Origin of the sequence: Alkalihalobacillus pseudalcaliphilus, from assembly GCF_028610675.1 — a bacterium.
GTDB classification, from domain to species: Bacteria; Bacillota; Bacilli; order Bacillales; family Bacillaceae_D; genus Alkalihalobacillus; species Alkalihalobacillus pseudalcaliphilus.
This window is the reverse complement of the sequence record NZ_JAQQWS010000016.1, coordinates 13,978-31,295: the sequence shown is the minus strand read 5'-3', so window position 1 is coordinate 31,295 and position 17,318 is coordinate 13,978. Positions and strand designations below refer to the sequence as shown.

Sequence of the window (17,318 nt, the reverse complement as noted above, 5' to 3'; positions counted from 1 at the left end):
AACGGAGGTGTATCGAATGTCTCGTATTGGTAAGAAGCCTGTTGAAGTTCCAAGTGGTGTTACGGTTACACTTGAAGGGACTACTTTCTCAGTGAAAGGTCCTAAAGGTGAGTTAACACGCGAATTTCATCCAGACATGAAAATTAATGTTGAAGAAAACCAAATTACAGTTGAACGTCCATCTGATAAGAAAGAGCACCGTGCTCTTCACGGAACAACTGCTAGTTTGATTGGAAATATGGTTGAAGGTGTAACAAAAGGTTTTGAACGCAATTTAGAATTAGTCGGTGTCGGTTACCGTGCTTCTAAATCAGGTCAAAAACTTGTACTTAATGTAGGTTACTCTCACCCTGTTGAAATCGTTCCAGAAGAAGGAATTGAAATTGACGTTCCTGCTAACACAAAAGTTGTTGTTAAAGGAATTGATAAAGAACGTGTAGGAGCAGTTGCTTCAAATATTCGTTCTGTACGTCTACCTGAGCCTTACAAAGGAAAAGGTATTCGCTACGAAGGCGAGTACATCCGTCGTAAAGAAGGTAAAACTGGTAAATAATCATTAAATTACGGAAAGGACTGACGTTCAATGATTACGAAGCCTAATAAAAATACGGCACGTAAGAAAAGACACGCTCATGTTCGTCGCGCAATCACAGGCACTCCTGAACGTCCGCGCTTAAATGTTTTCCGTTCTTCTAAACACATCTACGCTCAATTAATCGATGATGTTAATGGTGTTACTTTAGCATCTGCATCTTCATTAGATAAAGAGCTAGGTTTAGAAAATGGAAGCAACACAGAAGCAGCTAAACAAGTAGGAGCACTTGTAGCAAAACGTGCAGTAGAAAATGGACATAAAGTCATTGTCTTTGATCGTGGCGGTTATGTATACCACGGACGTGTAGCAACATTAGCAGACGCAGCTCGTGAAGCTGGTCTAGAATTTTAAAGGTAAAAGGAGGGAAAACGAATGCGTCGTATTGACCCTAATACGTTGGAACTTGAAGAAAAAGTAGTAGCAGTCAATCGTGTAGCAAAAGTTGTTAAAGGTGGACGTCGTTTCCGCTTTGCTGCATTGGTTGTTGTTGGCGATAAAAACGGTCATGTCGGTTTCGGTATGGGTAAAGCTCAGGAAGTTCCTGAAGCTATCCGTAAAGCGGTAGAAGATGCGAAGAAAAACCTCATCGAAGTACCAGTTGTTGGTACAACAATTCCACATTTAGTGACAGGACATTTTGGAGCTGGTCGAGTATTATTAAAACCAGCATCTGAAGGTACTGGAGTTATTGCAGGTGGTCCTGTACGTGCGGTACTAGATCTTGCAGGTGTTGGCGATATTCTTTCTAAGTCTCTAGGTTCAAATAATCCTATCAACATGGTACGTGCTACTATGCAAGGATTACAAAGCTTAAAGCGTGCAGAAGAAGTAGCTAAACTTCGCGGTAAATCAGTAGAAGAACTGTTAGGTTAAGGAGGGATATTAAATGGCTAAGAAATTAGAAATTACCCTCACTCGTAGTCTTATCGGTCGTCCGGAAGACCAACGCGTTACAGTGAACACTCTTGGGTTACGCAAAATGCACCAAACGGTTGTTCAAGCAGATAACGCTGCGATTCGCGGTATGGTAAATAAGGTTTCACACCTTTTAACAGTAAAAGAGATCGAAGCATAAAATCATCATTTTTATATGAGGAGGTGTCAACATGAAACTTCATGAGTTAAAACCTGCAGAAGGTTCACGTAAAGTACGCAATCGTGTAGGTCGCGGTATCGGTTCTGGAAACGGTAAGACAGCAGGTAGAGGACATAAAGGTCAAAATTCACGCTCTGGTGGCGGTGTACGCCCAGGATTTGAGGGTGGTCAAAATCCTTTATACCGTCGTTTACCAAAACGTGGTTTTACTAACCCAACTCGTAAAGAATTCACGGTTGTTAACTTAGATACACTTAATCGTTTTGAAGAAGGTACTGAGGTTACACCTGAGTTGTTAATCGAGAGTGGTACTGTGAAAAACGTTAAATACGGTATTAAGATTTTAGGTAACGGAAAAATCGAAAAGAACTTAACTGTTAAAGCAAATAAGTTCTCGGCCTCAGCTGTTGCAGCAATTGAAGCTGCAGGCGGAAAAACAGAGGTGATTTAATGTTCCAAACGATCTCCAATATTATTAGAGTGGGTGACATTCGTCGCAAAGTCGTATTCACCCTTCTGATGCTCATTGTTTTTAGGGTAGGAAGTTTTATTCCTATTCCAGGTTCTAATAGTGATGTACTTACATTTGTCGATCAAGCTAATGCGTTTGGCTTTCTCAACACGTTTGGCGGGGGAGCGCTAGGGAACTTTTCAATTTTTGCAATGGGAATTATGCCATACATTACAGCATCCATCGTGGTGCAGTTATTACAAATGGATGTAGTTCCAAAATTTGCAGAGTGGGCAAAACAGGGTGAAGCAGGGCGTCGTAAACTAACGCAGTTTACCCGTTATGGAACGATCGTTTTAGGATTCATTCAAGCGTTAGGTATGTCAATTGGGTTTAATAGTATTTTCCCTGGACTAATACCTAACCCATCTATTCCGGTGTATATATTTATTGCACTCGTTTTGACAGCTGGTACAGCTTTCTTAATGTGGCTAGGTGAGCAAATTACAGCGTACGGTGTTGGTAATGGTATTTCTATTATTATCTTTGCTGGTATCGCAGCTGGAATTCCGAATGCTGTAAACCAAGTTTACGCACTTCAAATTCAAGATGCTGGTGACCAGTTATTCTTAAGCATTGTCACTGTTTTACTTCTATTGTTAGCAATATTAGCTATTACAGTCGGTGTAATTTTCGTTCAACAAGCTCTAAGGAAAATTCCTGTTCAGTATGCGAAGCGTTTAGCAGGACGTAGTCCAGTTGGTGGACAATCGACTCATTTACCAATTAAGGTTAATGCAGCAGGGGTAATTCCGGTTATCTTTGCGATGTCGCTATTTATGTTTCCACCAGTTGTAGCAGGATTCTTCGGAGATGACAATCCTGTCTCTAATTGGATTATTACGTATTTTGATTATACGAATCCAATTGGAATGGTTGTATATGCTGCACTCATTATTGGGTTTACGTACTTTTATACATTTGTTCAAGTTAACCCTGAGCAGATGGCTGAAAACCTTAAAAAACAAGGTGGTTATATCCCAGGCATTCGTCCAGGAAAATCAACACAAACTTACTTAACGCGCATTTTATATCGCTTAACGTTTGTTGGAGCTATCTTCTTAGCGGTTGTTGCTACTTTACCAGTCTTTTTCACGAAACTCCTAGATTTACCACAAGCTGTTCAAGTTGGTGGTACTGGATTGTTAATCGTGGTTGGTGTAGCATTAGACACGATGAAACGTATTGAGAGTCAATTAATTAAGCGTTCATATAAAGGCTTTATTAAGTAATAAGGGGAGCAGGGTAAGAGATCTCTCGTCCTGTCTCTCTACTGTTGTTATTTTGGATAATGGAGGGATATAAGTGAATCTTATTTTAATGGGATTACCAGGCGCTGGTAAGGGTACTCAAGCTGAGAGAATTGTAGAAAAATATCAAATTCCTCACATTTCAACCGGTGACATGTTTCGTGCGGCGATGAAAGACCAGACAGAGTTAGGGCTAAAAGCTAAATCGTTTATGGATGCGGGAGAGCTTGTACCTGATGAAGTTACGATCGGAATCGTACGCGAACGTCTAAGTGAAGATGATTGCAAAGATGGTTTCTTACTTGATGGATTTCCGCGTACAGTAGCACAAGCAGAAGCATTAGAAGAAATTATGTCATCTCTAGGACGTAAAATTGATTATGTTTTAAATGTTGATGTGCCGGAGCAGCTGTTATTAGAGCGATTAACAGGTCGACGGGTTTCACCTACATCAGGGAAAACATACCATGTGATTTTCAATCCTCCTCAAGTAGAAGGAAAATGTGATGTAGATGGAAGTGACTTAATTCAACGTGACGATGACAAACCAGAAACGGTTAAGAAGCGTCTTGAAGTGAATCAACAACAGGCCCAACCTTTAATTGATTTCTATACAGAAAAAGGTTACCTTGAAAATATCAATGGTAATCAAGATATTAATGTTGTTTTCAACGATATCGATCAATTATTAAGAGGGATTCATGCATGATCATTTGTAAAACAGAGCGCGAGCTCGAGATTATGCGTGAAGCTGGGAAAATTGTTGCACTTACACATCAAGCGTTACAACCACATATCAAACCTGGTGTTACAACAATTCAACTAGACAAAATAGCGGAGGAGTTTATTCGTTCACACGATGCATCTCCCTCTTTTAAAGGCTATAACGGATTCAAAGGTAGTATCTGTGCTTCAGTAAATGAAGAATTAGTGCATGGTATTCCAGGGAATCGCGAGCTGAAAGATGGCGACATCATCAGCATTGACATCGGTGCATATTACAAGGGGTATCATGGTGATTCAGCTTGGACGTATGCAGTAGGGAATATTAGTGATGATGATAAGAAGTTGCTCGAAGTCACGGAAGCTTCCCTTTTTAAAGGTCTAGAACAGGCTTTGCCTGGAGGTCGTTTATCAGATATATCTCATGCGATTCAATCGTATGTTGAACCTTTTGGTTTCTCGATTGTGCGTGAGTATGTTGGACATGGCGTTGGGCAAGACTTACATGAGGATCCACAAATTCCTCATTACGGTCCACCTGGAAAAGGGCCTCGTTTAAAGCCAGGAATGGTTTTAGCGATTGAACCGATGGTGAATGCTGGTTCGCGATATGTGCGAACTCTTGCTGACAACTGGACCGTAGAGACAGTTGACAAGAAGAATTGTGCACACTTTGAGCACACAATTGCGATTACGGATTCAGGTTTTGAGATATTAACGAAAGCCGATTAATTTTCTCGAAGCGATGAATTGTAAACCTGTATATAAATTATTTACTGAAGGAAGGAGCGTGAATACCTATGGCGAAAGAGGATGTAATTGAAGTTGAAGGTACAGTAATTGAACCACTTCCAAATGCAATGTTTCGTGTAGAGTTAGAAAATGGACACAAAGTATTAGCCCATGTTTCAGGAAAAATTAGAATGCACTTCATTCGGATTCTACCTGGTGACAAGGTGACAGTTGAGCTTTCTCCTTATGACCTAACTCGTGGACGAATCACTTATCGTTATAAATAAAGAACGTTCATCGTAATGAATGTGTTGTTCGTTTTACATTTCGATCTGTTTAAAGTAATATAAATTTCATGCACTCCGTACTATAAGGAGGTAACAATAATGAAGGTTAGACCATCTGTCAAGCCGATTTGTGAAAAGTGCAAAGTCATCCGTCGTAAAGGGACGGTTATGGTTATTTGTGAAAATCCGAAACATAAACAAAAGCAAGGTTAATATAAGGAGGTGCTAATCAATGGCACGTATTGCTGGTGTTGATATTCCTCGTGACAAACGTGTAGTCATCGCACTTACGTATGTATACGGAGTTGGAAAAGCTAAATCAACAGAAATTCTAGCGCAAGCTGGTGTATCTGAAAATACTCGCGTTCGTGACTTAACGGAAGAAGAATTAGGTCGCATTCGTGAAGCTGTAGAAGCACACACAGTTGAGGGAGACCTTCGTCGTGAAGTTTCTCTAAACATCAAACGCCTAATTGAAATTGGTTCATATCGTGGTATCCGCCACCGTCGTAGTTTACCAGTTCGTGGTCAGAATTCTAAAAACAATGCTCGTACACGTAAAGGTCCTCGTCGTACTGTAGCTAACAAGAAGAAATAAGTAAAGGAGGTCATCTAAGCAATGGCTAAGAAAACGAATACTCGTCCAAAGCGTCGTCAACGTAAGAATGTTGAGTCAGGTATTGCGCATATCCGTTCAACATTTAACAATACGATTGTGACGATAACTGATGTGCACGGAAATGCAATTTCATGGGCAAGTGCTGGAAATTTAGGCTTCAAAGGTTCTCGTAAGTCTACTCCATTCGCAGCTCAAATGGCTGCTGAAGCTGCTGCAAAAACAGCAATGGAAAATGGCATGAAATCAATCGAAGTATCTGTAAAAGGTCCTGGTGCAGGTCGTGAAGCTGCGATTCGTTCATTACAAGCTGTAGGACTAGAAGTCAACATGATCAAAGATGTGACTCCAGTTCCACACAACGGCTGCCGTCCGCCAAAACGTCGTAGAGTGTAACGGAATCAATCATTGTATAGATTTCCCAAATGTGTCAATAATGGATAAGACGGAAAATCCAGTTGACAAGAATGGTCAAACGGTTGGGAACTGCCTAATAGGATATCCGGTTAGGCTTTCCTAACAGTCTACCGGAGTTCGACGTTTTGAAGGAGGGTTTGTTTAATGATTGAAATTGAAAAGCCAATTATTGAAACGGTTGAAGTTAGTGAAGACGCAAAGTACGGTAAATTTGTAGTAGAGCCACTAGAACGTGGTTATGGTACTACTCTAGGAAACTCCTTACGTCGTATTCTTCTCTCATCACTACCTGGTGCTGCGATTACTTCAGTTCAAATTGATGGTGTTTTACATGAGTTCTCTACAATTGAAGGTGTTGTAGAAGATGTAACAACGATTATTTTGAACTTGAAAAAACTAGCACTTAAGATTTACTCTGATGAAGAAAAAACGATGGAAATTGATGTACAAGGTGAAGGCAAAGTAACCGCAGCTGATTTAACTCATGACAGTGATGTTGAAGTGTTAAATCCAGACTTGTATATTGCTACGTTAGCAAAAGGTGCTAATCTTCGCATGCGTTTAACGGCTAAGCGTGGTCGTGGTTATGTGTTGGCTGAAGGTAATAAATCAGAAGATCAAGCAATTGGTGTTCTACCGATCGATTCAATTTACACACCAGTTTCTCGTGTGAATTATCAAGTAGAAAATACTCGTGTCGGTCAAGTGACGAATTATGACAAACTTACTCTTGATGTGTGGACAGATGGAAGTATTCGTCCTGAAGAAGCTGTTTCTTTAGGTGCGAAAATTCTTACTGAACACCTTAACATCTTCGTCGGTTTAACGGACCAAGCACAAAATGCGGAAATCATGGTTGAAAAAGAAGAAGACCAGAAAGAAAAAGTTCTTGAGATGACGATCGAAGAGCTTGACTTATCTGTTCGTTCTTATAACTGTTTAAAACGTGCAGGTATTAACACTGTACAAGAGCTGACTCAAAAAACAGAAGAAGACATGATGAAAGTACGTAATCTTGGACGTAAATCACTTGAGGAAGTTCAAGAGAAGCTTGGTGAGCTAGGTCTAGGTCTTCGTAAAGAAGATTAATTGTAGGAAGCTTAGAGTTTACATCATGAATGTTTTATACTTGCCCTTACTTAGGGAAAAGTATTGATAAAGGGAGGGAAAACGAACTATGGCATACGCAAAATTAGGTCGTACGAGTTCACAGCGTAAAGCACTTTTCCGTGATTTAGCTACAGACCTTATCATTAATGAGCGTATCGAAACGACTGAAGCGAAAGCGAAAGAGCTTCGTTCAATCGTTGAGAAAATGATCACTCTTGGAAAACGTGGTGACTTACACGCTCGTCGTCAAGCGGCAGCATTCATCCGTCGCGAAGTGGCAGATGAAGAGTCTAACCAAGACGCTATCCAGAAGCTTTTCTCTGATATCGCTACGCGTTATGAAGAGCGTCAAGGTGGATACACTCGTATTTTAAAAATTGGACCTCGTCGCGGAGACGGTGCTCCAATGGTAATTATTGAGCTTGTTTAACGTTGTTACGTTAGACGGCTCTCTCTGATTGTATAGATTAGGGCACGACAGAATGGAGACTTATGCCTCTTTTACTGTGGAGCCCTTTTTTGCTTTCAGAGTAGAGGAGAGTAAGGTAGGAGGAAATAACTTGTGGATGAACTAATCATATTTGAAAACGTCACATATCGTTATCTAGAAAGTGATGTAGAAGCAGTAAGTGATATTCAATTCTCTGTACCGAAAAGCCAATGGCTCAGTATAGTCGGTCGAAATGGATCGGGTAAGTCAACGATCGGTAAGTTAATGAACGGCTTAGTGCAACCTTCAAGTGGAACCGTCTATGTTAGAAGCCTTCCTACAAACAAAGAGAGTAACTTAAGAGAGATCCGTTTAAGGGTTGGAATGGTCTTTCAGAATCCAGAGCATCAATTTGTTGCAACGAATGTACGTGACGATATCGCCTTTGGTTTAGAAAATCAGGGGGTACAACGTGAAGAGATGCTTAAGCAAATTGATTTTTATGCTGAACTGATTGGGATTAAAGACTTGTTAGACCGCGAGCCTCATCGTCTTTCTGGAGGTCAAAAACAAAGAGTAGCTATTTGTGGGGTACTCGTACTTGAGCCAGATGTGCTGGTTTTTGATGAGTCTACCTCGATGTTAGACCCGAGCGGTCGTAAAGAAGTAAGAAAGATTATGGAGCTATTAAAATCTCGTGGAATCACGATTATTTCGATTACTCATGATATGGAGGAAGCTTGGCAGGCTGATCGTTTACTTGTACTTGAGAGAGGTCAGATAATTGCAGATAACAAACCTATCGATATCTTTAATAATCAGGACTTACTGCAACGAGCCGGTTTGCAAATCCCTTTTGTACTTGCTGTTCAAAAGAAGCTAATTGAGCAAGGTATTCCATTATCAGCTACGCATGAGTCAGAGGATGATGTATTGGAGGAGCTATGGACATTACATTCACAGACGTAGAACATACGTATATGACTAAGACTCCTTTTGAAAAAAAGGCTCTAGAAAATGTGACGATACATATTCCGAAGGGTCGTTTCACGGCAATAATCGGTCATACGGGTTCTGGGAAATCGACTCTTATCCAACATTTAAACGGATTACTCAAACCTTCCAAAGGGAAGATTCAGATTGGACCCTATGTATTAGAAGCAGGGAAAAAGTATCCATCGATGCGAGAGCTAAGGGAGAAGGTTGGACTTGTTTTTCAATATCCCGAGCATCAGCTATTTGAAGAAACGGTAGAAAAGGATATCATGTTTGGCCCTCGTAATTTTGGCGTGGAAGAGGCTGAAATCAAAAGGAGATTAGAGGAGCTACTGCCAAGAGTAGGTCTAACCACGGATATGTTACAGACATCGCCCTTTCAGCTAAGTGGTGGTCAAATGCGTCGTGTTGCCATCGCATCTGTATTAATTAGCAAACCAGAAGTACTTGTCCTTGATGAACCAACAGCAGGGCTAGATCCACTCGGCCAAAAAGAGATGCTAGAACTCTTTTATCAGTATCATCAATCCTTCGGCACAACGACGATTTTGGTCACACATCAAATGGAGGTTGCGGCGGAATATGCAGATTACCTTATTGTGATGGATCAAGGCTCAATAAAACTAAGTGGTACAAAGGAAGAAGTTTTTTCCAAAAAGGAATTGCTAGAAGGATTTGGCTTAGCAGAACCTGATGAACTCGCCTTTTTAAGAGCCTTTAATAAAAGATTTCAGCTACAAGAGAAAGAGTTGTATTTTGACATCGACGGTCTGGCTACCTATATAAGCAACCATCTTCGAAAAAGGGAGAAAAGCTAATGTTTCAGAATGTGATTATTGGCCAATACGTGCCAGGGCAATCGTCGTTACACCAGCTTGACCCTCGCTCGAAAATGGTCGCAGCGTTTATGCTGATGTTGATCGTTTTTATCGCATCGAATTGGTATGCGCTTTTATTATTTGTTGTTGTCACGATTTTTATAATGTGGTTATCGCAAGTACCCTTTTATTTTCTGTATAAAGGGATGCGGCCGATTTTTATTTTGGTCGTTTTTACCTTCCTTTTACATCTTTTTATGACAAAGGGAGGACAGGTATGGGTCCAGCTTGGTCCAATTTCGATTCATGAACAAGGATTTAATCAAGGTGTATTTCTATCGATGCGCTTAATCTCGATTATTGCGATTACTTCTCTGGTGACGTTAACAACAAGCCCAGTTGATTTGACTAATGGCTTAGAGAGCCTATTAAAGCCTTTGAAAAAGTTAAAAGTGCCGACGCATGAGTTCGCCCTCATGGTCTCAATTGCCTTACGATTCATCCCTACTTTTTTACAAGAAACAGAAAAGATTTTAAAAGCTCAAATGGCCCGTGGTGTTGACTTTAGTTCAGGACCTTGGAGAGACCGAATGAAAGCCTTGTTGCCCTTATTAATTCCTTTATTTATGAGTGCTTTTAAAAGGGCCGAGGAGCTTGCCTTAGCTATGGAAGCGAGAGGGTATCAAGGTGGCGAGGGACGGACGAGGCTGAGAAAGCTTCAGTGGGGGCTTATGGATACGATCGCCGTATTCAGTTGTCTAACTTTAGGTGTCGTTATGATTGTATTGAGGAGTCTGTAAGGAGAGAGTGAAATGAAGAAATGGGCATGTGAGATATCTTATGACGGGACTGGTTTTGCTGGCTATCAAGTACAGCCAGGAAAAAGGACTGTGCAACTAGAGCTCGAAACAGCTTTAAAAAAAATTCATAAGGGTTTTGAGCAACGCGTGCATTCATCGGGTCGGACCGATGCAGGAGTCCATGCAATCGGTCAGGTCTTTCACTTTGATTCGAGCTTACAGCTAACCGATGAACGTTGGAAAAAAGCATTAAATGCCTTATTACCAGCTGATGTTCGAGTGAGAAAGGCCACAGAGGTCGCGACTGATTTCCATGCTCGTTATTCAGCTGTGTCCAAGCAATATCATTATCGTATGCTCTTAGGGGCTGAGGGCGATGTATTTAGAAGAAAGTATACGTATCATATCCCTACAGACCTAAATATCGCCGCTATGAAGGAAGCGGCTCTACACATCGTAGGAGAGCATGACTTTAGTGCCTTTTGTGCTTCTAATACGAGTGTTGTCGATAAGGTGAGGACCGTAACGATGGTGGAGTTCGTTCACGTAGGTGATGAACTGCTATTTAAGGTAGAAGGAAACGGTTTTTTATACAATATGGTTCGAATTATCGTAGGTACGTTAGTCGAGGTTGGACAAGGCAAAAGAGAGCCTAAAGAACTGAAAGAAATCATCGACGGGATGGACCGCACAAAGGCCGGTAAGACAGCACCTGGTCATGGTCTGTATTTGTATCGAGTCAACTATGAACCAGCCATTTTTAAGGGATGAACAGCCGTTTTTTGTACGGCTTGAAGTTTTATTTTGAAAATGAAGAAATTAACAGTTAAAAACAACGAACCCGCGTGTAACAAGTTGTTGACATTGGGTTCTAGATATTATATGATGTTAGATGGTAATTCTAAAACCCACTAGCCCCGGGTTACGGAATGTTACAATAGACAATGGTGTAAGTAAAATAAAATGAAAAATGAACGCGAGCGTTTTTAGGAGGTATAATTCATGCGTACAACATATATGGCAAAGCCAAATGAAGTTGATCGTAAGTGGTATGTTGTTGATGCAGCTGGCCAAACTCTTGGTCGTTTAGCATCTGAGGTTGCTTCAATCCTTCGTGGTAAGCACAAACCAACATTCACGCCACATGTAGACACTGGTGATTTCGTTATTATCATCAATGCAGAGAAAATTGAGTTAACAGGTAATAAATTACAAGACAAAATTTACTACCGTCACTCTAATCACCCAGGTGGTTTAAAACAAACAACGGCAGGAGACATGCGTGCTAACAAGCCTGAGCGTATGTTAGAACTTGCAATCAAAGGAATGCTACCAAAGAACACGTTAGGTCGTAAGCAAGGCATGAAACTACATGTATATGCTGGTAGCGAACACAAACATCAAGCTCAAAAACCAGAAGCTTACGAACTTCGTGGTTAATAGATAGGGAGGGTATTATTTTGGCACAAGTACAATATTACGGTACTGGTCGTCGTAAGCACTCTGTTGCTCGTGTACGCCTATTACCTGGTGATGGCCGCGTTGTTATCAACGGCCGCGAAATGGATGAATATTTTAACCTTGAAACATTAAAGCTTATCGTTAAGCAACCTTTAGTAGAAACTGGCGTTGAAGGTCAATATGACGTTCACGTAAACGTTAACGGTGGAGGTTACACTGGTCAAGCTGGTGCTATCCGTCACGGTGTTGCACGTGCTCTATTAACAGTTGACCCAGACAACCGTCCTTCATTAAAGACGGCTGGATTCTTAACTCGTGATGCACGTATGAAAGAACGTAAAAAATACGGTCTTAAAGCAGCACGTCGTGCACCTCAGTTCTCAAAACGTTAATATACTTGGTATATCAATGTTTACCCTCTTTGCTCTTGTGGAGCGAGGAGGGTTTTTTGGTTCATTTTGGCGCAAATCAGCTTGAACCTCACAAAGAACTTAACAGATTTAAAGCATCGGCATCTTGCTGATGCTTTTTTTCTGGCATTAATTCTAGATAGTATTTTTGTGTGGTTTGAATATTTATGTGTCCTAACCGTTTTGATACATAAGCAAAATCTATATTCTGGGCAAATAAGAATGATGCGGGGTATCTCTTAGTCCGTGAAAGGTTGTTCTTTTTAATGTTTAATCCCGTAAAGGGTACATAGAAAGCAAATTACGCTTTGAACGAACCTCAATTCATTGGGCTTCCCCACAACATATACGATTCACTCGATGGCTTTGCTACTTACCCCACTAAACATCTATGTAAGTTCCATAATGACGTTATGACGCTAACAACGGGTGCTATTCCGAATAAGGGGGGTTGTACATCGTTGGTAAGCGTAAAATAATCCCCACCTGCTATTAGGTGGGGATTTCGTGTATACTTTATTTAGATTTATTTGGTACACGGTACTCCTGTGTAAGTAACGTTAATGGCCTTAAATTTTCATGTTAGAAAGTAGGGAAGAAAAATGATTGAATTAAGAAAGATTACCCACGATAATTTTGAGGCAGTGTTGAAGTTAAGCATGACAGATGAGCAGAAAGGAAATGTGGATCCCAGCATATATTCTTTGGCTAAAGCCTATGTAAAGATACTCAACGACGAAAAACCTCCTATGATCTTCGCTATATGCAACAATGATGAAGTCATCGGATATGTCGATATTGCATTTTACAAATTAGCGGAGAGTTCATTTTTATGTGAAAAATATGGAGATAAATCTACTTATGGACTTAATCGCTTTATGATTGATAAAAACCATCAAGGCAAAGGATTTGGCAAACAAGCAATGGTGAAAGTTATTGATTACATAAAGTCATTTCCACAAGGAAAAGCCGATGCAGTTTCTACATCATATTGGATGGTAAACGAAGTCGTCCGGAAGTTGTTTGCGTCTGTCGGTTTCGTTGAAACAGGAGCGATATGGGACGGGCAAACAGGGGATAATTGGAATGCAGAAAGAAAAAAAGATATAAAGTATGCAGAAGTAGGTGCCAGACTCGGATTATAATGCTAATAAGTTAGGTGGCCTCTCTGGCCTTCTTTAATAAATCACTCGCACTTTGTTCCCTGATCAGATCCTGCCACTGGGCTTGATGTATTTCGTATTTCGATGTTTTCATAGTTATCAAATTATCATCTCCCAACTGTTCTAATGTTGACAAAGTGTGTTACCAACATTTTTTGCCGTAATAGGGCGCGATTGTGGAACAAACAACGCCCTATTCTGGAAAGCAAGTTAATAGTGTATTCAACTAACATCAATCACTTTGGTTCAAATTGGTTCAAGTAATGTCAATTTCAATCCTTTTTCATGCACTTTTATCCATATAACAATTCCCAAAATGTCGATATTAATGGATTACGATGTATTCAATGCACTTAGAATTTATCTGTATATTTCTCAATATGTTAATCTTTATAAAGCAAATCCCCAACCGTCTATGGTTGGGGATTTTTACTTAATACGCACTTGTTTAAAACCGAATATTTCTCGTGCCTTTTATTCAATAAGTTATTACTATATTTAAAGATTGTGGAATTAGCAAATAGTAGGGAAGCAGCAGGTTTGTTTGTGAGTCTATTAGGTGTAGATTTTGGTGGTTTAATCAATGAGTGAGCGGGCAACTTCTAATAATTTTCCTTTATATAGCATTAATTCAGTTACCTTATCGATGCTAACCGTTGTTTTATCACCATCGTTGAATTGAATGTATTTTTTATTGTAGTCGAGACCTAAACGACAGATCCATTTTCTAATGTTATCATCTATCAGAATATTAAAATAACTTTTGTTATCTCGATAGAATACTCTTTCTTCATTAACTATTTCGGATAGAATAATTTTAGCTATTCCAAACCCTTGAATTTCTTCTTCTGTTGTAACGATACCACTGTCTAATTCAGGCATTTCTTCTTCTTGTATTTCCTCGTCAGCTTTAGCTTTTTTATCTTCAGAAGTTGATTTTAGTGCTGCGCTTAGTTTTTTGTTAACTAGTTCATTTATAAACTGATTTAATGATTGTTTAACGATGGGAGTGAATTGGGTAATTATATTTTTGGTTTTTCGACCATCATATATATTATTCAATATAAATGTAATAAATTCATCACTTGGTTCATCCCACATTTCAAAGAGTAGAGTTTTTATTTTATTGGTATATTTCAATTCAGATGCTGTACTAAAAATGTTGTCGACATTGAATTTATCTTTCTTAAATTTCTCTAGTTCTGAAATTTGGTTATTATTTAAATCGAGAAGATTAAATTCGAAAAAAGGGGAGTTATCCATTTTATTTTGTTCGTCTAAATCTGTGAAAAATTTATAATGAGTACCGTTTGTTAATATGGCGAATTTCGCTGTAGTTGTACCGAAATAACGAAAGAGTTGTGAATCATGCTTGAGCAATTCTTCGGTTATCGATTTTGCTTCAATTAAAATTACAGGTAAATCATTTTTTACAATGGCAAAGTCAACTTTTTCCCCTTTTTTAATTCCAACATCAGCGATATATTCAGGGGTAAATTCACTGGGATTAAAAATATCATATCCGAGAATTTGAAAGAAAGGCATGATAATACTCGTCTTCGTAGCTTCCTCTGTCGTAATCTTCTCTCGTAATGGCTCAATTCTTTGTGCTAGTGCTTTTAATTTTTCTTTTAATTCTCCCATAGTAATCTCCTTTCAATATTAACTCTTTTTCGTAAGATGTGTTGAATGAAAAGTATGTAAAAGACATGGTGATAACTTAACAATAAGAATGGACTAATTTTTTGAGAGTGTGAGGTATTTTTGTGATTCTATATACCTACTTAATAAGTAAAATTTTTTTGAGGTGTTAACCTTTTAACATAAATCATGAAATTAAGTGAACATAATTAACTGATTATCATTAAGTACAAACCCATCGTTCATTTTCTATTGCTAACTCTTCTTTTCTATAATCGCGTCTACTGCCTTTGGTTCATGACCATTTACTAATTAAACCGGCCTAAATGTTTGAAGAAAATATCCGTTTTAGAAGGATGCTCCGTAGCTCCTTTCTCACTAAAAGTGTTAGTATTTTTCAAACTTGAGGCTACTATGTTTATTTAACCTCCACGATTAGGAATTTTGCTTAAAACTATTATATCATTAAGGAATCTTAATTACATCTGAATATTCTGTTATTTACCCTTGTGTCACTGAGTTTAAGAAAAGAATTTGAATGAGCAGGTGGAGAAAAGCAGTCAGAATTGAGGAAGAACGGACACAATAAATCGAAGCCATTAAAAAACGGAAACCACTTTAGATATAAACAAGCAGTCTATAATAAAAGAAACCCTTTTATAAAAATATCTCGAATCCAAGATAAAAAGACTTGATCTTTTATCAGTTGACTGGTAAAGTGATAAATATAGAGAGAGGGAGTGATTCAAAATATGCAAAAGAATACACGTGGATCTTTAATTTGGTTGAGGCTATCGCGATTTACGCATCAGAGTAATTTATTATCGAATGATTTCTTGAAACCTTATGATTTAACGTCTGCACAATTTGATGTTCTAAACCAAATATCCGTTTATGGGCCATTAACACAGAATGAGTTAGCAGCCAAAGCGACGGTCACGCAAGGTGGTATTTCGCGCATGCTCACTCGTCTTGAAAAAGAAGGCCTCATCGAACGGAAGCAAAATTGGAAAACGAAGACGATATTTTTAACAGAGGCAGGTAAGCAAAAGCTTGAAGAGGCCTTTGACGCACAATTAGCTTTTCAGTCCTCATTTTTTGATGAATGCTTAACAGAAGAAGAGCAAAAGCAATTATATACGTTAATAACAAAAGTACAAAAAAACAGTGAAAATAAAATGGGGTAGGATATTTTTTTACCCTATCACTTGACTAATCAATTGAAAATTAAAGGAGGAATACATTATGTTTAACATCCCAGGCCATCACCACATTTCGATGATTACCAAAAATGCTGATATGAATAACCATTTTTACAAAAATGTTCTTGGCTTGAGAAGAGTCAAAATGACGGTCAACCAGGATGACCCGACGATGTATCATTTATTTTTTGGTGATAGAACGGGTAGCCCGGGTACCGAGTTAACTTTTTTTGAAATCCCGCTCGTTGGACGTACACACCGAGGAACGAACGCGATTACTCAAATTGGGTTATTAGTGCCAACTATGGACAGTTTAGTTTATTGGAGAGAACGCTTTGAAGAATTTGGTGTGAAGCATAGTGGAATTACAACGTATGCAAATCGACCTGCCCTACACTTCGAAGACTCAGAAAATTTACGGATGGTGCTCACTGTTGCGAATGGACAAAAGCTTGATCATTGGGAGACGTGGGAGAAATCAGACGTTCCTAAGGAGCACCAAATTCAAGGGATGGGACCGATTGAAATAACGGTACGACGACTTGAAAAAATGGCGGCGACACTTCAAGAGATATTTGGTTATACGGAAGTTTCTCAAAAGGAAAATGAGTGGATTTTTCAATCGATTGAAGGTGAAGCATTCGGTGAGATTGTCGTGAAGCAATTAGATGGTGAGCCTGAGAAGCCAGGACGAGGAAGTGTTCATCATTTAGCGATTCGTGCCAAAAATGATGAGGAGCTAGAACATTGGGACAAAGAGGTAAAGGCAAGAGGCTTTCACTCATCAGGTATTGTCGACCGCCATTACTTCAAAAGTCTTTATTTCCGTGAGTCCAATGGCATTCTATTTGAGATTGCAACAGATGGGCCAGGCTTCTTAGTGGATGCAGACGTCGAGACTTTAGGTGAGACATTAGACTTGCCGCCTTTCTTAGAGGAAAAACGAGCAGAAATCGAAGCCAAGTTGACGCCGATTAAAGAAGATTAAACAAGGGAAAATAAAAGAAATGACAACACTGGCAGAGAAAAATGGCCGTAGTGTTGTAGGAAAAGCCAAGAA

Annotated in this window: 24 protein-coding genes; 23 read left to right on the top strand and 1 reads right to left on the bottom strand. The window is 39.3% G+C overall.

Annotation, left to right across the window (positions count from 1 at the left end; genetic code table 11):
- Positions 1–16 precede the first annotated feature (16 nt).
- From rplF to PQ479_RS19680, 21 genes are all read left to right on the top strand, one after another.
- Complete coding sequence (rplF, locus tag PQ479_RS19780; RefSeq protein ID WP_047990174.1) at positions 17–553, top strand: 50S ribosomal protein L6; 537 nt, start codon at positions 17–19, stop codon at positions 551–553.
- Between the two features lie 30 nt (positions 554–583).
- Positions 584–946 carry a 50S ribosomal protein L18 gene (gene rplR / locus PQ479_RS19775; RefSeq protein ID WP_047990175.1) on the top strand — a complete coding sequence of 121 codons (363 nt, stop codon included), beginning with the start codon at positions 584–586 and terminating at the stop codon, positions 944–946.
- A gap of 21 nt (positions 947–967) precedes the next feature.
- A complete protein-coding gene (rpsE, locus tag PQ479_RS19770) occupies positions 968–1,468 on the top strand; it encodes a 30S ribosomal protein S5 (RefSeq protein WP_047990176.1) in 501 nt (166 codons plus the stop codon).
- A gap of 13 nt (positions 1,469–1,481) precedes the next feature.
- On the top strand, positions 1,482–1,670 hold the full coding sequence (gene rpmD / locus PQ479_RS19765) for a 50S ribosomal protein L30 (protein ID WP_047990177.1): 189 nt from the start codon (positions 1,482–1,484) through the stop codon (positions 1,668–1,670).
- A gap of 31 nt (positions 1,671–1,701) precedes the next feature.
- Entirely contained in the window at positions 1,702–2,142 is a 441-nt protein-coding gene (gene rplO / locus PQ479_RS19760; RefSeq protein WP_047990178.1) for a 50S ribosomal protein L15, read from the top strand.
- Positions 2,142–3,434, top strand: coding sequence for a preprotein translocase subunit SecY (secY, locus tag PQ479_RS19755; RefSeq protein WP_047990179.1), 1,293 nt, complete (start codon positions 2,142–2,144; stop codon positions 3,432–3,434). Before rplO ends, secY begins: the two co-directional genes overlap by 1 nt.
- Before the next feature lie 73 nt (positions 3,435–3,507).
- On the top strand, positions 3,508–4,161 hold the full coding sequence (locus tag PQ479_RS19750) for an adenylate kinase (RefSeq protein ID WP_047990180.1): 654 nt from the start codon (positions 3,508–3,510) through the stop codon (positions 4,159–4,161).
- Positions 4,158–4,907, top strand: coding sequence for a type I methionyl aminopeptidase (gene map, locus PQ479_RS19745; RefSeq protein ID WP_047990181.1), 750 nt, complete (start codon positions 4,158–4,160; stop codon positions 4,905–4,907). Before PQ479_RS19750 ends, map begins: the two co-directional genes overlap by 4 nt.
- Positions 4,908–4,975: 68 nt before the next feature.
- Positions 4,976–5,194 (top strand): translation initiation factor IF-1, encoded by a 219-nt coding sequence (gene infA / locus PQ479_RS19740; RefSeq protein ID WP_003322635.1) that lies wholly within the window; start codon positions 4,976–4,978, stop codon positions 5,192–5,194.
- Between the two features lie 99 nt (positions 5,195–5,293).
- On the top strand, positions 5,294–5,407 hold the full coding sequence (gene rpmJ / locus PQ479_RS19735; protein WP_003322638.1) for a 50S ribosomal protein L36: 114 nt from the start codon (positions 5,294–5,296) through the stop codon (positions 5,405–5,407).
- Between the two features lie 19 nt (positions 5,408–5,426).
- Positions 5,427–5,792: a 30S ribosomal protein S13 gene (gene rpsM / locus PQ479_RS19730; RefSeq protein WP_047990182.1), complete on the top strand. Its 366-nt coding sequence runs from the start codon at positions 5,427–5,429 to the stop codon at positions 5,790–5,792.
- Positions 5,793–5,813: 21 nt separating this feature from the next.
- Positions 5,814–6,206, top strand: coding sequence for a 30S ribosomal protein S11 (gene rpsK, locus PQ479_RS19725; RefSeq protein ID WP_047990183.1), 393 nt, complete (start codon positions 5,814–5,816; stop codon positions 6,204–6,206).
- Between the two features lie 165 nt (positions 6,207–6,371).
- Entirely contained in the window at positions 6,372–7,316 is a 945-nt protein-coding gene (locus tag PQ479_RS19720) for a DNA-directed RNA polymerase subunit alpha (RefSeq protein ID WP_047990184.1), read from the top strand.
- Between the two features lie 88 nt (positions 7,317–7,404).
- Positions 7,405–7,767, top strand: coding sequence for a 50S ribosomal protein L17 (rplQ, locus tag PQ479_RS19715; protein ID WP_047990185.1), 363 nt, complete (start codon positions 7,405–7,407; stop codon positions 7,765–7,767).
- Between the two features lie 132 nt (positions 7,768–7,899).
- Positions 7,900–8,736, top strand: a complete 837-nt coding sequence (locus PQ479_RS19710) for an energy-coupling factor transporter ATPase (RefSeq protein ID WP_047990186.1) — start codon at positions 7,900–7,902, stop codon at positions 8,734–8,736.
- Complete coding sequence (locus PQ479_RS19705; RefSeq protein WP_047990187.1) at positions 8,712–9,581, top strand: energy-coupling factor transporter ATPase; 870 nt, start codon at positions 8,712–8,714, stop codon at positions 9,579–9,581. The genes PQ479_RS19710 and PQ479_RS19705 overlap by 25 nt, the downstream gene beginning before the upstream one ends.
- Complete coding sequence (locus PQ479_RS19700; RefSeq protein WP_047990188.1) at positions 9,581–10,381, top strand: energy-coupling factor transporter transmembrane component T family protein; 801 nt, start codon at positions 9,581–9,583, stop codon at positions 10,379–10,381. The genes PQ479_RS19705 and PQ479_RS19700 overlap by 1 nt, the downstream gene beginning before the upstream one ends.
- A gap of 12 nt (positions 10,382–10,393) precedes the next feature.
- Entirely contained in the window at positions 10,394–11,152 is a 759-nt protein-coding gene (gene truA, locus PQ479_RS19695) for a tRNA pseudouridine(38-40) synthase TruA (protein ID WP_047990189.1), read from the top strand.
- A 231-nt stretch (positions 11,153–11,383) separates the two neighbouring features.
- Positions 11,384–11,821, top strand: a complete 438-nt coding sequence (gene rplM / locus PQ479_RS19690) for a 50S ribosomal protein L13 (protein ID WP_047990190.1) — start codon at positions 11,384–11,386, stop codon at positions 11,819–11,821.
- Between the two features lie 20 nt (positions 11,822–11,841).
- Positions 11,842–12,234: a 30S ribosomal protein S9 gene (rpsI, locus tag PQ479_RS19685; RefSeq protein WP_047990191.1), complete on the top strand. Its 393-nt coding sequence runs from the start codon at positions 11,842–11,844 to the stop codon at positions 12,232–12,234.
- A gap of 620 nt (positions 12,235–12,854) precedes the next feature.
- Entirely contained in the window at positions 12,855–13,397 is a 543-nt protein-coding gene (locus PQ479_RS19680; RefSeq protein WP_047990193.1) for a GNAT family N-acetyltransferase, read from the top strand.
- Between the two features lie 594 nt (positions 13,398–13,991).
- Here the strand turns inward: PQ479_RS19680 and PQ479_RS19675 are convergent.
- Complete coding sequence (locus tag PQ479_RS19675) at positions 13,992–15,059, bottom strand: type I restriction endonuclease (RefSeq protein ID WP_047990194.1); 1,068 nt, start codon at positions 15,057–15,059, stop codon at positions 13,992–13,994.
- 749 nt (positions 15,060–15,808) lie between these two features.
- On the opposite strand from PQ479_RS19675, the gene PQ479_RS19670 reads away from it, so the two are divergent.
- Positions 15,809–16,243: a MarR family winged helix-turn-helix transcriptional regulator gene (locus tag PQ479_RS19670; protein ID WP_047990195.1), complete on the top strand. Its 435-nt coding sequence runs from the start codon at positions 15,809–15,811 to the stop codon at positions 16,241–16,243.
- Positions 16,244–16,301: 58 nt separating this feature from the next.
- Entirely contained in the window at positions 16,302–17,246 is a 945-nt protein-coding gene (locus PQ479_RS19665; RefSeq protein ID WP_047990196.1) for a ring-cleaving dioxygenase, read from the top strand.
- Positions 17,247–17,318: the final 72 nt, after the last annotated feature.